General features: G+C 46.4%; 14 protein-coding genes. 7 read left to right on the plus strand and 7 right to left on the minus strand.

Going from position 1 to position 16,790, the window contains the following annotated elements; all coding sequences use genetic code 11:
* Positions 1-56: 56 nt before the first annotated feature.
* From J4227_06970 to J4227_06980, 3 genes are read right to left on the minus strand one after another with little or no spacing between them, the layout of a single operon-like run.
* A complete protein-coding gene (locus J4227_06970; protein ID MBS3110242.1) occupies positions 57-455 on the minus strand; it encodes a DUF371 domain-containing protein in 399 nt (132 codons plus the stop codon).
* Positions 456-463: 8 nt separating this feature from the next.
* Positions 464-673: a hypothetical protein gene (locus J4227_06975; protein ID MBS3110243.1), complete on the minus strand. Its 210-nt coding sequence runs from the start codon at positions 671-673 to the stop codon at positions 464-466.
* Positions 674-704: 31 nt separating this feature from the next.
* Complete coding sequence (locus tag J4227_06980; protein ID MBS3110244.1) at positions 705-2,450, minus strand: tRNA uridine(34) 5-carboxymethylaminomethyl modification radical SAM/GNAT enzyme Elp3; 1,746 nt, start codon at positions 2,448-2,450, stop codon at positions 705-707.
* 143 nt (positions 2,451-2,593) lie between these two features.
* Between J4227_06980 and J4227_06985 the strand changes: the two genes are divergently transcribed.
* The 4 genes from J4227_06985 (at position 2,594) to J4227_07000 (ending at position 7,745) form a co-directional block, all read left to right on the plus strand.
* The gene (locus J4227_06985; protein ID MBS3110245.1) at positions 2,594-2,959 is read left to right on the plus strand and encodes a response regulator; all 366 of its coding nucleotides are present in this window, start codon (positions 2,594-2,596) and stop codon (positions 2,957-2,959) included.
* Between the two features lie 45 nt (positions 2,960-3,004).
* Positions 3,005-4,498 (plus strand): GHKL domain-containing protein, encoded by a 1,494-nt coding sequence (locus J4227_06990; GenBank protein ID MBS3110246.1) that lies wholly within the window; start codon positions 3,005-3,007, stop codon positions 4,496-4,498.
* An 87-nt stretch (positions 4,499-4,585) separates the two neighbouring features.
* Complete coding sequence (locus J4227_06995; GenBank protein ID MBS3110247.1) at positions 4,586-6,406, plus strand: hypothetical protein; 1,821 nt, start codon at positions 4,586-4,588, stop codon at positions 6,404-6,406.
* Between the two features lie 34 nt (positions 6,407-6,440).
* Positions 6,441-7,745 (plus strand): hypothetical protein, encoded by a 1,305-nt coding sequence (locus J4227_07000; protein MBS3110248.1) that lies wholly within the window; start codon positions 6,441-6,443, stop codon positions 7,743-7,745.
* Positions 7,746-7,781: 36 nt separating this feature from the next.
* Here J4227_07000 and J4227_07005 read toward each other — a convergent pair whose 3' ends face one another.
* Together J4227_07005 and infB are read right to left on the minus strand one after the other, a co-directional pair.
* Positions 7,782-8,240 (minus strand): hypothetical protein, encoded by a 459-nt coding sequence (locus tag J4227_07005; protein ID MBS3110249.1) that lies wholly within the window; start codon positions 8,238-8,240, stop codon positions 7,782-7,784.
* Between the two features lie 26 nt (positions 8,241-8,266).
* On the minus strand, positions 8,267-10,036 hold the full coding sequence (infB, locus tag J4227_07010) for a translation initiation factor IF-2 (GenBank protein MBS3110250.1): 1,770 nt from the start codon (positions 10,034-10,036) through the stop codon (positions 8,267-8,269).
* Positions 10,037-10,164: 128 nt separating this feature from the next.
* Between infB and J4227_07015 the strand changes: the two genes are divergently transcribed.
* Positions 10,165-11,325 carry a tRNA (guanine(10)-N(2))-dimethyltransferase gene (locus J4227_07015; GenBank protein MBS3110251.1) on the plus strand — a complete coding sequence of 387 codons (1,161 nt, stop codon included), beginning with the start codon at positions 10,165-10,167 and terminating at the stop codon, positions 11,323-11,325.
* A gap of 20 nt (positions 11,326-11,345) precedes the next feature.
* Here the strand turns inward: J4227_07015 and J4227_07020 are convergent, their stop codons facing one another.
* Both J4227_07020 and J4227_07025 read right to left on the minus strand, forming a co-directional pair.
* On the minus strand, positions 11,346-11,621 hold the full coding sequence (locus tag J4227_07020) for an elongation factor 1-beta (protein MBS3110252.1): 276 nt from the start codon (positions 11,619-11,621) through the stop codon (positions 11,346-11,348).
* 8 nt (positions 11,622-11,629) lie between these two features.
* A complete protein-coding gene (locus J4227_07025) occupies positions 11,630-11,800 on the minus strand; it encodes an RNA-binding protein (GenBank protein ID MBS3110253.1) in 171 nt (56 codons plus the stop codon).
* Positions 11,801-12,165: 365 nt separating this feature from the next.
* On the opposite strand from J4227_07025, the gene J4227_07030 reads away from it, so the two are divergent.
* Both J4227_07030 and J4227_07035 read left to right on the plus strand, forming a co-directional pair.
* Positions 12,166-14,106, plus strand: coding sequence for a hypothetical protein (locus tag J4227_07030; protein ID MBS3110254.1), 1,941 nt, complete (start codon positions 12,166-12,168; stop codon positions 14,104-14,106).
* 65 nt (positions 14,107-14,171) lie between these two features.
* Complete coding sequence (locus tag J4227_07035; GenBank protein MBS3110255.1) at positions 14,172-16,409, plus strand: hypothetical protein; 2,238 nt, start codon at positions 14,172-14,174, stop codon at positions 16,407-16,409.
* Positions 16,410-16,790: the final 381 nt, after the last annotated feature.

Below are 16,790 nucleotides of genomic sequence, written 5' to 3' on the forward strand. Positions count from 1 at the left end.
ATCCTTTGGCTATTATACACTTATTTGTATTGCGCATGTTTCCAGAAATCCTATAATCACACAGCCTTTATCCTGACATTCAGCCGTGCGCCTTTTTTCAGGTTTTCTATTAATCTCCTGTTTATCATTGCAGCAGGCTTGTCGCACCTTATCCCGAATGTCCTTTCTGAGGAAAATTCTCCTATCCTCATCACAATCTCATCCCTGTGGCCAAATTTTGCGTTTATCCTGCCGTGCACAGAATCTCTTGCATCCCCTGCTTCCAGATTCATCTCAAAATTCCCGGAATTCCTGGCAATGTCAGCCAGGTCACCAGCGTTAAAGTCGCAGCCAACTCCAAGTATGCAGTCCCCTTTCACAGAAAGCTCGGTGTCTTTTGTAAATTCAAGGGAATTCCCGTGGGTCGCCAGTACATTGGCATGGCCGCTGCAGGCAAAGCTTATCTCCTTTGGCATTTTCCGCATTATTTCTTCATCTTGCCTTCCAAGGATTTGCCTGTTGCCTGGGTTGTCTTTATTTCAACGCCCAGATCCTTGAGGCCTTTGAGGTGCATTCTCATTAGCTGCTCAACTATGTTGAGAATCTTTAACATCTCTTCCCTTTCCTTGGCCAGGGTTGACAATGCGCCCTTGTGAAATCCAATCTGCTCGTCCGTGTTTGTTTTTCCAGTCATTTTTTCACCTCAAACTGCAATCAAAATCCTCTCATATTAATTTCTTTGCCATGTAGGGGCCTTCCCTTTCATAGCCAAGCCTTTTGTAATACTCCCTGACGCCGACTCCGGAAATTACCAGCATTTTCTTGCCGTCATAATCCTCAGCTGCCAGCCTTTCGGCTTCGGCAAGGAGGGACTTTCCAATGCCCCTGTGCTGTGCAGCTGCCTTGTCTTTTTTCTGAAGGTTAACAGCCGGGCCGTACACATGCAATTCCCTGATGCCAAGCGTGTTCCCGTCAATTTCCGGCCGGTGCGGCATGCCTGGCTTTCTCATCCTGGCAAAGCCAATCAACAGGTCATTTTTTGTGTCTTCGCATGAAATGAACAACTCTTTTCCACCAGAAGAATCATATTCCTGTTTTTTTATTTCGACATTGTCCCAGCTGATTTCCTTGCTCCTCGGCTCCCTGCATCTTGCGCACCTGCATTTGACATTTTTTTCTTCCATTTTCCGTTCAACATACTGCCTTAAATTCGTCCGGTCAACCCCTGATTCAGTCATGAAAGTCGGGATATCCCTCTGCACCCTCATTATCCTTAGCCATTCTGGCACATCCCTTTTGAACTCTGCAATTATCTCAGCGCTTTGCTCCGTTGTCGGGGGCAGGTACTCACCTTTTTTCCATTGCTCAAACAATGGTGTCCCTCTCATAACCATGCAGGGGTATATCTTGATTGCATCAGGCATGAAGTCAGGGTTTTTCACAATCTGCCCGAGCGACTCCAAATCCTGCTCAAGGGTTACGCCAGGCAATCCCGGCATCATGTGGTATCCAACCTTCAGGAAGCTGTCCTTCAGCTTGCGCGTTGCACTGATGCTGTCCTCGACAGTGTGCATCCTTTTAATCCGGTCGAGCACCTCACTGTAGACTGTCTGGACGCCAATCTCCACTCTTGTGGCGCCAAGCTTGAGCATCATGTCAATCTGCGGCTCATTGGCCCAGTCAGGCCTGGTCTCGAAGCATAATGCCACCAGGCGCATCTTGGCCTTTTCATTTCTCAGCTGCTCTGATTCCAGGCCAACATCAGCAGGGCTGTTTTTCAGCAGAAGCAATTGCTCCTGTATTGCAGTTGTCCTGTTTTCATCTGCAAGATTGCCAGGCAGCTTGAAGAACTCATTGAATTTTTCTAAATCCATGTACTCATTGCCCGGCCCTTCAAAAAACTTGTCTGACAGGTCATTCAGGGCTTTATAGCTGTACTTGATAAATTCCTCCTGGTAGCCTATTGGAAAGCTGGTATAGGTCCCTCCCATGATTATCATTTCGATTTTATCAGGGACCTTGTTCATTGCAAGGTACTGCTCAACCCTGTTTGATGTCTGGAGATACGGATCATAGCTGTTCCTGATTGCGCGCCTGGTTGCCGGCTCTTTCCCGGTGTATGCCTGCGGAACGCTGCCAAAAACACTGCCTGGCCCGCCCGGGCAGTAAGAGCATTTCCCGTGCCTGCATGCTATCGGCCTTGGCATAATCGCAATAGTTGCCACGCCGGAAATTGTCCTTGTTGGCTTTATTGTCAGGAGTTCCTTGAGCTCCTGCCGCTCATCATTTGTCGCAAAGGACGCAATGTCAATATTCCGCGGGATGCTTTTCAATCCTGCCCTCTTTACAAGGGACATCTTAATCCTGTTGAATCCTGCCTGGTCTGCAACATTCTGCTGCCTGACTTCGTCTATGATTTTCCTGCAGATTTCCCCGTACGCTGCCCGGCCCGGCAGTTCATTTTTTGCCATGGCATCCATATGCTCTGGAAACCACGTGCCTATAAAAAAATATCCTTTCCAATCAGGGCGGCACATAACCCTCGGCACATAACCCGCAATTATTTTGCCAATCTTTTTATACTCCGGCATGGTCAGGGAGTTGAGGTGGGATTATGCCAAAAAGGGTCTTGATAATTGAGGATGAACCGAACATTGCAGAGGCTGAAAGGCTTGTGCTGGAGTCAGACTATGAAGTGCACGTTGCTCCGGACGGGGATATGGGTCTGGAAATGGCCAAGAAGCTCCAGCCTGACTTGATTGTCCTCGACCTTATGCTGCCAAACCGCGGCGGGTATGATGTCAGCTTTAACATCCGGCAGCACAACAAGCTGAAGGATACAAAAATCATCATGGTCACAGCCCTTAATCAGCCTATTGACAGGAAGAAAGGCGAGATGGTTGGCACGGACATCTACATGACCAAGCCATTTGAGCCTGACGACTTGATGAACAATGTGAAAAGGCTTCTCCGTGACTGATAACTGCGGCAGGAGAAATATTTTTATCACAGGGGATTGATTACAATGGAGCAATATGTCTCATTATTCTCATCAGACCTGTGGCACAGCTTTTTCTACTTTCTTGGCACTTACCAGGGCGCATTTTACAGGAGCTCAATAGAGCTTGTAATCTCAATTCTGCTCTCATATATGGTAATCTCGGAATACACAAAAACGCAAATCAATGAAAGGAAGCGTGAGCTGAAATACCTGAGCATAGCCTTTGTAAGCCTGCTGATAAACAGCCTCCTTGAAGTCTCAATTTATGCAACGGTGTTGTTTGGCGGGTTTTCCATCGGCACCATCAGCTTTTTTTGGCCTGTCCTGGACAGGTTTCTCGACCTGATTACGCTGGTGCTGCTGGTCAATGCCTTTATTTTCCCGGCGTTCAAGACCCGGCTTCTCAGGTTCAAGGTTGATTACCGTGCGCAGCTTGTTGCCATAGCTGTTATTTCACTTTTGATCGAAGCTTTTTGGCTGGGAAGCAGGAGCATTCAAAATTATGTCTTTTTTTGGGGGAATTATATCCACCACCTGCTCACATTCTCCATAATAGTCTATGCCATCGTGGAGCTTTTGCGCTATCCAGACGAGGATTTTCGCTACAGCGGAAGCATCTATGCCGCGTTCCTTCTCTACCTTGTCGTGCCTGTTGCCGAATTTATCAACATTTTTTTCTATGGCAACAGCTCGATCCGGCTCAGGCTTTTTGTCCAGCCATTCCCTATTTTTGCCATCCTGCTCTTGACAAGGGTCACTTTCCTGAAGCTGGTGGACAAGGCATACCTTCGCGAGAGGCTCACAAAAGCAGAGCGCAAATACAAGATTGAGCGGGAACTTGGCAGGATGAAGGATGAATTTGTGTCAGTTGTCAGCCACGAGCTGAGGACGCCATTGACATCGATCAAATTGTACCTCTCCCTCCTGAAAAGCGGAAAGTTTGGCGAGACAAATGAGCAGCAAAAAAATGCCGTAAGGATAGTCGAGTCAGAATCGGACCGGCTTTCAAGCCTGATCAATGACCTTCTCAGCCTTTCCAAGCTTGAGTCAGGCAAGGAGCATCTGAAAATCAGGGAATTTGACCTCAACGAGCTGAAAAAGCCTATTTACTACGCGGGCGCAGAGGGAAAGGAAATTGAAGTTGCATTCTCAATCCCTGAAAATTTCAAGGTCAATGCCGATCCAAGCAAAATTACACAGGTGTTTGTAAACCTCATGGGCAATGCAATTAAATTCACAGATAACAAAGGCAAAATAAAAGTGACAGCTGAAAAAAGAAAGGGCGAATGGGCACTCTCAATCAAGGATTCGGGCAGGGGCATCCCCCACAAGGACATACCAAAGCTATTTGACAAATTCTACCAGTCGGAAAGCCATATGACGCGCACAAAGGGCGGCACAGGCCTTGGCCTGGCCATAGTCAAGAAAATTATCGACCTTCACAAGGGCAAGGTTGAGGTCGCATCGTCTGAAGGCAAGGGCAGCACATTCACTGTCATTGTCCCTTATAAAATTTGACGCAGGCCATCTGGTTATCGCTAAATAATCACTTTCTAGTAACAAATTGAGCAAAGCTTTTTAAAGCCAAATTCATGACAAAAAGCCATGTCACTCATAGATGTAAGAACGAGCCGCGATATAGGCTACAGGAACGAAGTACCTTATGCGAGCGATCTAAGTTACCCGATTCCCTACATTTTCAAGAACGGGCGGAATACCGGAATGATTGATTTCTCACAGCCTGATATCCTGGATGACATTTTAACATATGAATCAGCGCCTGTTTCGGAAAAATTCCTGAGCAACTTTCTTGCTGATGTTGACAGGACAGTAACCACTTTCCATTCTTATGTGCACTCACTCTCCCAGGATCAGCAGGCTGCCGTGAATTGGGCACTTAATGTGGCGTATAACACGCACCAGAGCGAGCCAAGGCAAACGGGAATGTCATACATGTTCCACATCCTAAACGTTATGAATATCTCGGCCAGGCATAACCTTAGCTATCTCGACATGATTTCAGCCCTGCTCCATGACACCCCTGAAAAATTAAGCGATGAGGATTTTGCACGCAGATGGGGAACTGATTTTAAGCCAAAGGTGAAAACTGTTGTGCAGGAGATCAGGACTGATCCTGATAGCATCAAAAGCCTTGAGCCAACATTCCTGGTAGCCCTGCGAAATCAGCTTTTCCGCTCATATGAGCATTTAAGCTCTGTTGAACATGGAAACTACAGGAAATTAATCAATGATTATACGAACATTAGAGAAAAGCAGCTTAGGCCAGCCATGGGCAATGAGCCTGAGGCAATCAAGGAAATGTATGGGAAAATAAACTCTGAGATAAACCAGGGCCTGGAGGCTGTTCTGGTAACTGGCATCAGGCGTGACCTTACACAGCAATACCTCGACAAATTGCAGGAGTCAATGGACAGCTTTTTAGTCAGGAATGTTGCAACAGGCCAATTCAAGGGTCTGGAAGCAATTGACTACAGCATGAGGCAAATCACAAACCTGAGCAGGCTTAAAATCCTGGATTCAAGCTACGCCGGGCATATTTTTGGAATAGCCCCCTACACAGTGCGGCCTGGCATAAATCACAGGGATGGCAGGGACTATCTTTCTGACCACGAAACACGGCTGCACATCCTGGTTGCAGACATAAATTCAGGAATCCTGAAATTTGGGGACCGCAGGCACAACATCTCGGACATGTACAGCTATGCGAATTACCTTAGCCGCGCGGACCAGCAGCAGACCCTTGATCTGATGCAGCAAAGGCAGGAAACTTCCCAGGACAGGCACAAAAGAATGAAGGAGAGAATTGATTCCATAGACAAAAGGCGGAGCCCCCAGAGCAAGAACAGCATGGATAGCAATTTCAGGCTGGTCGAAATGTGGAAGGGATTGTTCGCAGGCAACCACCTGATTGAGGCAAGGCAGCACATTGAGGCCAGCGATTCAGGGCTTTACCAACATCCACTTGTGGCTCAATCATTGGAAGCTAGGCGCGTGGCTGAGTCGGAACTGATGCAGGAAATAGCGCGCCAGGCTCACCTCCAGCAAAGGCACTTAATAATAAACAGCAAGGATATAACCAGGGACTTCGTGGAGATGCAGGAACGGAAAATAGCTGAATTTGAGAGGGATGGCCTACTTTACACAATCACTGAAACCCTATCTGATATGGACCAGCAGGCAAAGTACGGTGCGCTCGCAAGCATGTTTTTCAGGACTTTTGTCCCAATCATGAGAAAGGATGAAAAACAGGAAGAGAAATTCAAGAATGACAGGCTGACACAAATGATAGCCAGCATAGTTTTTAAGCGCCACGCTGATAAATTTGCAAGCGATCCCAATTTCCATTATCGTGGAAGCGAAAGCCTGATGAGGCCATTCTTTGACATGGCACAGCATATGGACTGATCCCCTGCAAAAATTTCCAAGTTAATGATCAAAAATGGCAGTCGACCTAAGAAAGCTGCAGAATGCGGCGAAGAACAGGAATCCAGAAGACTTGTTGATATCCCATTATGCGCTGATAATTGCAAATCCATATAATTTGATTGCGCCATCCGGAAAAATCGCATATTCCTATAGAAATGAAATTAAGCAAAGATGGGCTGAGAAAATCATAATCCTATCCCAATATCTCAGGAGGCTTCATGGGGAGATTGTGGAACAATTATCTGCAGGCGAAGAAGCATACAGGGGAATGCCGATAAACAGTGAGTTCGACCTAATGACCAACATGATGCAAAACAGGTCTGACGAGGCAGTAGATGCATCCAAAAAAATGTGGGAAAAGCATATCGAGCCTCTCATCCCCCTGCGGGAAAGAAAAACCGGAAACATCAATTATGACAGGCTTTACGATAAATTGCTTGGCATCCTCAAGCAGGATTATTCATTGAATGATTTGCAGAAGGCCCGCAGGGAATTCACCTTAATGGCAAGCCTTTGGAGAAAAACTGTTGATAAGAACTGGAGCAAGGGAGAATCCTATGAAAAATGGAACCGGGAATTCAATGGCTATAGGGATGCAGGCGCTCCTGAATCAGTTTTGTTCGTTCGCAAAAATAGGAACCGTTCATTCCCCATCCTGGCAGAATACATCAGGCTCAAGTCCCGGGAAAGCACTTTGAAAAAAGTTCTTTCCAGAATATATACAGCCATGCACGCAGCCGGTTACAGGGGGGAGGACACGACTTTTGATCCAGCAGTATTTGCGCAAGAATATAAAATCCACAGGGACACTTTTGGAATTTTGGTTGTTCAGCCCGATGAGGCAGAACAGTTAGTCTCAAAATTTGAAAAAAGGGTGGTGAAGCTTGATATGGATCAGCGATACAGGCGCTGGGACAAGCTCGATTTCGAAACTGGCAAGATTGGCGGGGAGGCACGAGGAGGGTATAAAGAATACTTTGTCAGGGTAAATAAGAAATTTGGAGGCCTGCAAGGCAGGGAAAAAAAGATAGTCCGGGACGAGGCAATCCAGGTCCAATTTTATCCTTATATCAGGTGGTGGCTGAATAATTTCCTGAGGACTGAAGACACCCATAAAACCTATAAGCAAATCCAGGCCAACACAGTGGATGAAGCTGTGCAGGACGATGACTGGTTAAGTGAATCACAGGATGGCCTGGAAGAAATGCTGGCAGATGTGCAAAAAATAATCAGGGAATCAGTGCCTCTTGGCTCCCCGCTTTTGCACGCATTTTCGTCCTGTGTTGGAGCCGGCCCAGAGGCATCAAAACACAAATAGAATTTAATCCTGAATTTCAATCAGTCGTTGCTAATATCAGTCGCTGCTAGTCACCCTTCTCGCCTTTGGCACATAATTGAGGATTTTGTCGCCCATTGACTTGCCACAGCCAAGAAAATCCCTTCCATGCCTGACCAGGACAAACCCCTTGCTTTCCAATTGGATATCGAGGTCAAGGCCCCTGAGCCATTTTCTGGCCTCCTCATCATCCAGGTCAACAACATCTTTTTTTGAAAGCGGCCCGGCCAGCTGGCTTCCTTCGATTGACAGCCTTAACTGGTTGCCTTTCAGGATTTCCCCAAAATACATGCCAACAGAATTAATTTTCAGCTTGTCCAGGTCCAGGTTAAAGACATCGCGGCTTGTCACATATATCCTGTCCTGGGTATTCATCAGGTAAACATACTGGATGGGCATGTCTGCATCCCATTGTTCCTTTATCAAACCCAGTATATCCTCTGTTTCCTTCTTGTTTAGGATTTTTAATTTTTCCATTTTCAAAAAAGAGGCCTAACCTTTCCTTAAACGCCCCATATCGGATTTTCCTTTCTCATGATGCCGGCAATCTCCTTCAATGTTTCCATCTCATCTTTGGAAAGGTATTTTTTCAGCTCTTTTAGTTTCCTGAAATCTGCTTCCGGGATTGCGCTGTAAAGGATGTCCCCCTCAACTATCTGCCTCCCCACGGTCACACCATCCATTGAAACCGCCATCTGCTTCCCCTTCTCAGCCTGGCTTACGGTCTCTTTTTCATGCTGGATGCTCCTGGCGGATGTCAATGCATGGCCATTTTTCATCAATGGCATGTCTGATTTGAGCGTGCCTGACAGGACCTCAATCCCCAAGATTGCCGGATTGCTTTGCCTGAAGACGTAATTTCTCATCAGCTCAATCTTGCACGGCCTAGTCAGGAGGTCAACTGCGCTGGCCTCTATCCTCCTGGCTTCATCGATTTTCCATTTTTCAAAATCCTCAATGAGCTTGTAAATTATGTTGTTCGTGAAAATCTTCACTTTTTGCAGCTGGACTACATCCGGCGGCACCACAACATTGAATCCCAATATCACAGAGTCCAGCGGGTTTTCGTCATAATTGCTTTCAGCATCTGAAATGTCCTTTTTTGAGATGTTGCCGACAGCTGCCTTGCGCAGTGGAATCTTCCTGTCCCTCAGCATGTTCAATAAGGCTTCAAGGCTTCCAAGGGTGTCAGCCTTGACAATAATCCCATTCTTGTCTGTCTCGAGTATGACTTCCTTGACCTCTTTTTGCACTGCTTCTTTGGCTGCTTCAAGAGTCTCTTCAGTTGCTGCTCTCAGTGGCATTCCTGCAACCGCATTTTCAACGTCCGGCGCAGAGAGCCTGACTGCAGATGCTGCCTTGCTTTCCTTCACGGAATGGAATTTGCTCTTTGCATCCCTTGTCTCAGAGAGGGGAGCTGGCTCAAATATTGCCCTGACTTTAGTTACAATTGGCTTTTCCATGTCGCCAATCACTATGATGTCACCTGCTTTCAGGATTCCGTCATAAATAATGAGGTCAATGCATGTGCCCATGCCTTTTATGTTTTTGATTTCAAGGATTGTGCCCTTAGCAGGGCCCGCCACATCCAATCTAAGGTTGTTTTCCAGGAATTTCTGTGCCAGGCCCGCAATGACCATAAGCGTTTCCTGTATCCCTATCCCCATTTTTGCGGAAATCGGCACAATTGCTATCTGCTTTGTGTAGTCGCTTACCCTGTCAAAGCGTTCGGAATTAAATCCGTGCTCAAAAAGCTTGCCCACTGTCTCATAGAGCTTTCTGTCAAGGGTTTGCTGGGCATTTTCATTCTGTGCTTTCAGCGCATCCAAAAAGCAAATATCATTCTCCTTAGCAACCCATCCCGGTATAAGGTCTAATTTATTTGCGGCAACCACAAATGGCACCCTGAACTGCTTCAGCATCTCTATGGCCTCTATTGTCTGCGGCTTGAAGCCTTCATTTATGTCAACAACAAGGACAGCAATGTCAGCAAGGGTACCTCCCCTTTTTCTCAAGCTTGAGAATGCCGCATGGCCAGGGGTGTCTATGAATAATAAGCCCTGGATTGTTATTTTCATGTTCATCCGTTCCACCAGCGGACCGCAAATCTGCCTGACCGTGCTGATGGGTATGAGGGAGGCGCCTATTGCCTGCGTGATCTGGCCGGGTTCAGTGTCAACAATGGAACTCCCTCTAATCTTATCAAGAAAGGTGCTTTTTCCGTGGTCTACATGTCCCACTACTGTGCAAATAGGGCTCCGGATATTCTGCATAAAACATCAATACAGGGAATGCTGCGCCATCTTTTAAATGTTTCCGAATAATAAGCCCTGCCAGGAATTAATGGCGGGCTGCCTACTCGCTGCGATAGCTTTATAACTCCATATTTAATCAGGCAGCCATGCTGTCAATCATCAAGGAAGGAAAAGCAGTTCTAAAAGTCCCCACAGGCGAAAAGATTTCAAGCAGCCTGGCGGTATTTTACAATCCTGTCATGAAATTCAACAGGGACATTTCTGTTCTGCTGCTGCAATGCCTTGGAAGGAAGAACCTCTCATTTGCTGATATTCTTTCTGCAAGCGGTGCCCGGGGAATAAGGCTTGCTCTTGAGCTTAAGAAAGGCATTATTGGAACCATGGTCTTGAATGACCAGAGCAAAAAGGCCTTTGGAAATATCAGGCAAAACCTAAGTCTTAATGGGCTGGGAAAGGACAGGCGGATTGCTGTAAAAAACATGGACGCCAATGAATTGCTGCAGGATTCTTCAGGATTTGATGTGATTGACATTGACCCATTCGGCAGCCCTAATTTTTTTTTGTGGAATTCACTGAAAAAAATAAAGCGGAATGGCATCCTTGCAGTAACAGCCACTGATACTGGCGCATTGGCAGGTGCATTCCCTGAAGCAGGCATCAGGAAGTACTGGGCCATTCCGCTCAAGAATGAGTTTATGCACGAAACTGGATTGAGGATTCTTGCAAGAAAGGTGCAGCTGGTCGCATCCCAGCTTGACAGGGCTGCTGTTCCAATCCTTTCTTTTTACAGGGACCATTATTACCGGATTATTTTCAGGATAGAGCACGGTGCCAGGAAGGCAGATAAGGCAATGCGCGGGTATAAATGCATTTTGTATTGCAGAAATTGCACAAGCAGGTGGGTAATAAATGAAATGTCCCCTGCAAAAACAGGTAATATTGGCAAGGATTCAAAATGCTGCAAGGACCCCAAATTCGAAAAGGCAGGGCCGATGTGGTGCAATGCCATGGGAGACCCGGGCCTGGCTGATAAGATGGCTGCCAAATCTGCAAATGAAAAAGACAGGAAATTCCTGTCTGTCCTTGCTTCCGAATATAAATCAGGGATAGTTGGGTTCTATGACATCCACAGGATTTGCAAAATAAGCCATCTTGAGATTCCGCGAAAGGAAGATTTGCGCAATGCTTTAATAAAACAGGGAAACCAGTCAGTGGCAACCCATGTCTCAGGAACAGCGATAAAAACTGATGCCAGCCTTCATAGCATTATAAGAACAATTAGGTCTTTGAACAGGAAAAAGAAATAATGGAAAAATTACCGGATTAATTATCCGATTGTCCTTCTGACATCAGTCACTTCAACAGAATTTACCCCTTCGATGCCAGCTACACTTTCCTCAAGAGAGTCAGTCGCACCTTTGCTTTCATCCATTACAAAAATGAGGTTTATGGCCTTGAGGCCAAATGCTATTGGCACAACCTCAACTTTGCCGACTTTGCCGCCAAATTTGGAAATTTCTTCAGAAGCTTTATTTTCAATAAATTTGAGGTCTGTATCCGGGCTGACCGGCATGATTTTCAGGGTTACTACTACTGTTGCCATTTTTCTGTCTAGTTTGGCCCCTCAAATCCGCACTGTGGGCATTTGTATTTTGCTGCTATTACCCTGGCATGCCTTGACCGCACTATCCTGTGCTTCCCGCATGAAGGGCAGTCAAATTGGGACACACCCTCAGTATTAGTCACTTTTTTCTTGGTTGAAATGCAGACAATGTCTTCCATATTGCTAACCTCCTAGCTGAATTCAGATTTTTGCAGCCGCTTAAAAAGCTTGTGATTTTATTCATATACCTCCAATATTGGCTTAAAATGGATTAATTATTCCAGAGTTACAATAAAAGTATATATAATGCAAAGGTAATTTTGAAGTAAAAGGGGAGTGATATATATTGAAAGCTAGAAGGCAGTCAAAACAAAGTTCTACAAAGAGGCTTTCAGGTGCCAAGGCCAACAAGGGCGCAAAAGTAAAGTCCGGGCCAAATAAAACTGCTAAAAGCCCTGCTTCCAGCGCAAAACAAAATAAGGGTTCAAAATCTTTTGCTAAAATCTCCAAAAGCGCGCGGGCTTCCCCTCAAAACTTGTCTGCAATGGATGAGGATATGGAATTGCAGTCCCTTGAGAATGAGCTTAGCGCTGAGCTGCCGGATATCCCTGATTTTGGTGGTGCCGGCAAATTCGAGGATTCCCAATCGGATTTGGAGCTTCCAAAGCCCCCGAGCCTTGATGAGGCAAAGCAGCCTTCTTTATCTTTGCCCAAGGCGCCAAAAAAACCCGGATTCTTTGCACGCCTGTTTGCAGCAAAGCCAAGGGAAGTCAGGCCGGATGAGCTCGATGAAATGGAAAGGTCGCTGGAAGAGGCTGAAATCACGGACATCCCGCTTCCTCCAATCAAAATTGAGAAGGACGATATCACCAAATCCGAAATCCCAAAATCCGGCATCTCAAAAATAACAGCGCATGAACTGGGATTTGTTCCATCAGCTGAAACCAAATCAACTATCATGGCCAAGGCTGTCTCTCCTGTTTCTGGGGATTCAGTCTTTCCTGAAAAGTCATCGGACAAAAAGATGCAAGCCAAAATGGGGCAGCCAGCCAAGAAAGGAAAGGTCAAGGCAGGAAAGGCAAAGACGGAACTGGAATTTGAGGAGTCACAGCTGGATGGCGAGTTGCCCGCGCCTCCTGAATCAGGCATGCCATCTCCTCCTGCTGAATCAGCACCCACTCCACAGAAGCCAAAAGTGAGCTTTTTCTCCCTGTTCAGGAAAAAGCCAAAAATTGAGACGCAAACTGCCACTTCCATGGATACGATAATGCTTCCACCTATGGCTATTGAACCCGATACACTACCGGAATCTGCCCCGCAACCAATGCTTTCAGGCAAGGATGAAAAGAAAAAATCCAAGCTAAAAGGCAAGGAGAAAAAGGCGGGAAAGGATAGCCAAAAGGATAGCCAGCCTGTTTTATCTCTCCCTGAAGAATCTGCTGATGCCAAAGCAAAGTTGGCCTCTGCACCAGACATGGCAATGCAGAGCCGCATAGATGATTTGCACCACGCCAAGAAAAAAATGGAGATGGAAATCCAGGAGCATTCCGCTCATTTGGAAGCCCTGCATGTCCAGAAAAAGAACAAGCAAAGGGAAATTGATGAAAAGCACAAGGAGCTTGTCAAGAAGGAAATAGAAGTTGCTGAGCGTGAAAGGCTGATTCAGGAAAAACAGCAGCAGCATGCTGACCTGCATGAAGACCTTCAGAAAAAACTGCTTCAGCAGGGCATCATGGAGGGCAGTATCAAGAATTATGACACGGAAATGAAGCGCATGGAAGAGCAGCTTGACAAGCTTGCCGCAACACGTGAGCAGCTCAAGGACGAAAACCAGCGCCTCAGGACCGACCTGAATGAAAAAGAACGCGAGCTGAACAACAAGGAAAGGATAATCCTCGAGGACTCAAAGAAACTCGAAAAGGCTGGCAAAGACCTGGAGAGGAGCAAGAAGGAGCATGTGGAAATGCACGAGCTTCTCACCAGGCGACAAATGGAATTCGAAACAAAGGCCAAGCTTCTTGAGGACTTCGAGAAAAAGAGAAAAACAGCCGAGACAGAAATTGGCAGGCTGAAAATTCAGAAGGAAAAGCTGGACATGGAACTGCTTGAGACAAATGAATACATGGCCAAGAAAATTGCAGAGAAGCAGGCAGGCGAAAATGAGGCAAAAGGCATTCGAAAGGAGCTTGATTCGCTCAAAAGGCAGCTGCAGAATAATAGGGATGAAATTAAGTCCTCAGAATCAGAGCTAAAGGCAGTGAAATCAGAGCTTAAGAAAAAACAGGAGCAGCTATCCAAGCTTGAGAAGAAGATTGCCAAGAAAACTCCAAAGGAGACAACAGACCCTGCGGCAAGAAACATCCTTCAGATAATGGATGACCTGCTAGGCAAGCTGCCAGAGCCAGTCATAGATGAATTTGCAAAATCATCGGAATTTGAGAATTACGAAAAAATCATGTCAAGGTACGGCCTTGGAAAACAATAGTGGGATAACAAATAGTTGGATAACGGGCAAATTACCTGTGAAATCCACAAGGGAGTCATGATAATATGGGTCTTCTGGCACAGGCGCGGAAAAAGAGAGAGATGCAGTCTGCAGTAGCTGAAGCTACCATTGAGCCTCCGGAAATGGTGCCGGACCTTGATGCCAATATGCCCTCTTCCATACCTGCATCAGAAGAGGAAATGCACCGAGCGGAAAGCAGTGTTGACTTTGCCGAGCCAGAGCCAAAACAATTCGGACCAATGCCTTCCAGTGACCAGGATATTGAACTGCCACCTTTGCCAGAGCCTCCAATACCATTGCCTGAATCAAAAGCCAAGAAAAAAGGAGGCGGATTTTTTGGATTATTTGCCAGGAAAAAGGAGCCCAAGCCAGCAGAGCCAGAGATTATGCCTGAAATGGCTGAACAGCTGCAGGCCAAAGAGGAATACCAGTTTGCGCCTTCTGAAACAGGCGCATTGGATGCGGCTTCTGCACAGGCTGAGCTTGAGAGGCAGCTGAAGGCTGACGAGGAGCAGTTAGGCGTTGAAATGCCTGCTGAACTGCCTGCTGAAATGCAAAACGTGCAGCCTGCTCTGCCTGAGCCACCTGAAGAGCTCATACCGGAGCCAATGATAGAACACCCAGAAGACATGTCAGCATTTGAGTCCGGATTTGGGTCTGAGCAGCCAGGCAAGGAATTTGTGCAGCCAACTGTTGATATCAAAAAAGATGCAGGCAAGAAAAGCCTTTTTGATATTTTCCGCAAGAAAAAGAAAGAAGAGCCCGCGGCTGCCGAGGAAAAAATTGAGTTGCCATCCCTGCCTGCAGAGGAGCCATCAAAGCCCGCGCTACCTCCATTGCCGGATGTCAATCTGCCTGAGCCGCCTTCCTTTGACCACTTTGATAGCTTGTCATGGACTTCAGATTCCTGGAAGCCAGAGGCAGAGGTCCCTGAAAAATCTGAGCCTGCTTCTCTATCAGGAATTTCTGCGCAAGTGCCGGGCAAAGAGGCAGTGTTGGGAATTGCGGCCAAGGCAACTGCAACCGGAAAGAAATCATTACCACCTGTGCCTTCTATGCCTGCAGCATGGACCCCGGATGCTGAAGCGCCATCTCTTGCAGAGCCGGAAATAATGGAAGCGCCAGAGGAAGAGCAAGCCACCAGGCCAGCACGGCCCAGCAAGGCAGTCATGAAGCTTGTTGAAAAGCGCGAAAAGGTGCAGAAAGATGTCCTGACCATGAGAAAAGAGCTCACGCAGCTTGAGAAAGAGCACTCGCAAAAAATGAGAATGATGCAGGACAATGAGAGAATCCTGGACCAGAAGGAGAAAATCATAGACCAAAAAATGAAACAGCTTGAGGACCTGAAGCTTGGCATTGAAGCCTTGCGCAATGAAATCAGCACCAAGTCTGAAAAAATGGAGAAGCTCAAGGCGCTCGCGGACCAGACATTCGCAGACCGGAAAGCCCTGGAAAGCAGGATGCAGGACCTCACTTCAAGGGAGTCAATGATTCTTGATAAGGAAAAAAAGGCAGAAGACAGGCATGCCCAGGCTTCTGCAAAAGAAGACCATCTTTCAGAAAGGGAAGCCAGGATATCAGCAGTCGAGCGGGAAGTGGCAGTGCGGGAAAGGGAAGTTGTCCGCAAAGAAGGCGAGCTTGCCATGCTGAGCAAAAAGCTGTCAGACAAGGAAAAGAAGATAGCCGAGACTGAGGCAATGCTTGCCGACAGGGATTCCAAGGTCAGGCAAAAGGAGGATAAGCTGCATCGGGAATACAAAGAGCTTGAAGATGGCGAATTCAAGGAATATATTGATGAAATACTCAAGGAAATCAGTGCTGAGACTGCTAAGGTAAGGCATCCGGTTTATGAGGCAAAGCTTGATGAAATCAGGCCTGAGCTTGTGACTTACATACAAAAGCACATCAAGAAGGGCTTTAGGGAGGACAGGATTATGAATGCCTTGATTGGTGCAGGCTGGAAGGATCGTGAGGTCAAGGCAGCAATGAATGAGGTGCTTGGCAAGTACACCAAGGACACAGGCAAAGCTAGACAATTGCCACCTGTGTTGCCGAGCGAAAATCAGGAAGCAGTTGCTGCCGCAAACTTGGGTCAGCTTACCGATATAATCACCCAGGTCAAGAAAATGATTAAGGAAAAGAAAATAAGCGAAGCCCAGAGAATGCTGCTGCAGGCCAAAAGCACATATGATTCTTTGCGCATAGATGACCACAGGAAGGAATTGCTCAGGTTTGAATTGCAGGACCTTAAGACAGACATTGACTTAGCCCTGCTTGGCTAGCCTTAAGTTCTATTAGCTGCAAGTTCTAGGACGATTATATCACAGATTATATCGCTTATCAACTACCTTAGACTGTTAATATTGCCTCATTGCTGCAGTTCTGCATTGCTGTAAATCGCTATATAGATTCATATCCTATCTCTTTAGAGATTCGGCATTCCCTTTTACCCCTAGTCCCATATCTTTGGCTATACTCAGATTGCTAGCCATGACATATCATAATAAGAAAAAAAAAGAAAAAAGTGTGAACATCATAGGACGCACACACCAAATAACTGATAGCCTAAACCAGTTCTTTGACCGGTTATAAGTAGAAAAAGCAATTTTGTTTATAAATATACTTGTTAATTAAAAAAATTAAAGCTTTACGGCCGAATTTAA

It is taken from the genome of Candidatus Woesearchaeota archaeon, from assembly GCA_018303405.1.
Taxonomy (GTDB): Archaea; Nanobdellota; Nanobdellia; order Woesearchaeales; family JABMPP01; genus JAGVYD01.

Coding starts and splice junctions, on each gene's coding strand:
- J4227_06980 (MBS3110244.1), bottom strand. CDS start 2,450: ATGGCAAAAAATGAACTGCCGGGCCGGGCAGCGTACGGGGAAATCTGC.
- infB (MBS3110250.1), bottom strand. CDS start 10,036: ATGCAGAATATCCGGAGCCCTATTTGCACAGTAGTGGGACATGTAGAC.
- J4227_07005 (MBS3110249.1), bottom strand. CDS start 8,240: ATGGAAAAATTAAAAATCCTAAACAAGAAGGAAACAGAGGATATACTG.
- J4227_07015 (MBS3110251.1), top strand. CDS start 10,165: ATGCTGTCAATCATCAAGGAAGGAAAAGCAGTTCTAAAAGTCCCCACA.
- J4227_07035 (MBS3110255.1), top strand. CDS start 14,172: ATGGGTCTTCTGGCACAGGCGCGGAAAAAGAGAGAGATGCAGTCTGCA.
- J4227_06995 (MBS3110247.1), top strand. CDS start 4,586: ATGTCACTCATAGATGTAAGAACGAGCCGCGATATAGGCTACAGGAAC.
- J4227_07020 (MBS3110252.1), bottom strand. CDS start 11,621: ATGGCAACAGTAGTAGTAACCCTGAAAATCATGCCGGTCAGCCCGGAT.
- J4227_07030 (MBS3110254.1), top strand. CDS start 12,166: ATGGATGAGGATATGGAATTGCAGTCCCTTGAGAATGAGCTTAGCGCT.
- J4227_06990 (MBS3110246.1), top strand. CDS start 3,005: ATGGAGCAATATGTCTCATTATTCTCATCAGACCTGTGGCACAGCTTT.
- J4227_07025 (MBS3110253.1), bottom strand. CDS start 11,800: ATGGAAGACATTGTCTGCATTTCAACCAAGAAAAAAGTGACTAATACT.
- J4227_06985 (MBS3110245.1), top strand. CDS start 2,594: ATGCCAAAAAGGGTCTTGATAATTGAGGATGAACCGAACATTGCAGAG.
- J4227_06970 (MBS3110242.1), bottom strand. CDS start 455: ATGCCAAAGGAGATAAGCTTTGCCTGCAGCGGCCATGCCAATGTACTG.
- J4227_07000 (MBS3110248.1), top strand. CDS start 6,441: ATGGCAGTCGACCTAAGAAAGCTGCAGAATGCGGCGAAGAACAGGAAT.
- J4227_06975 (MBS3110243.1), bottom strand. CDS start 673: ATGACTGGAAAAACAAACACGGACGAGCAGATTGGATTTCACAAGGGC.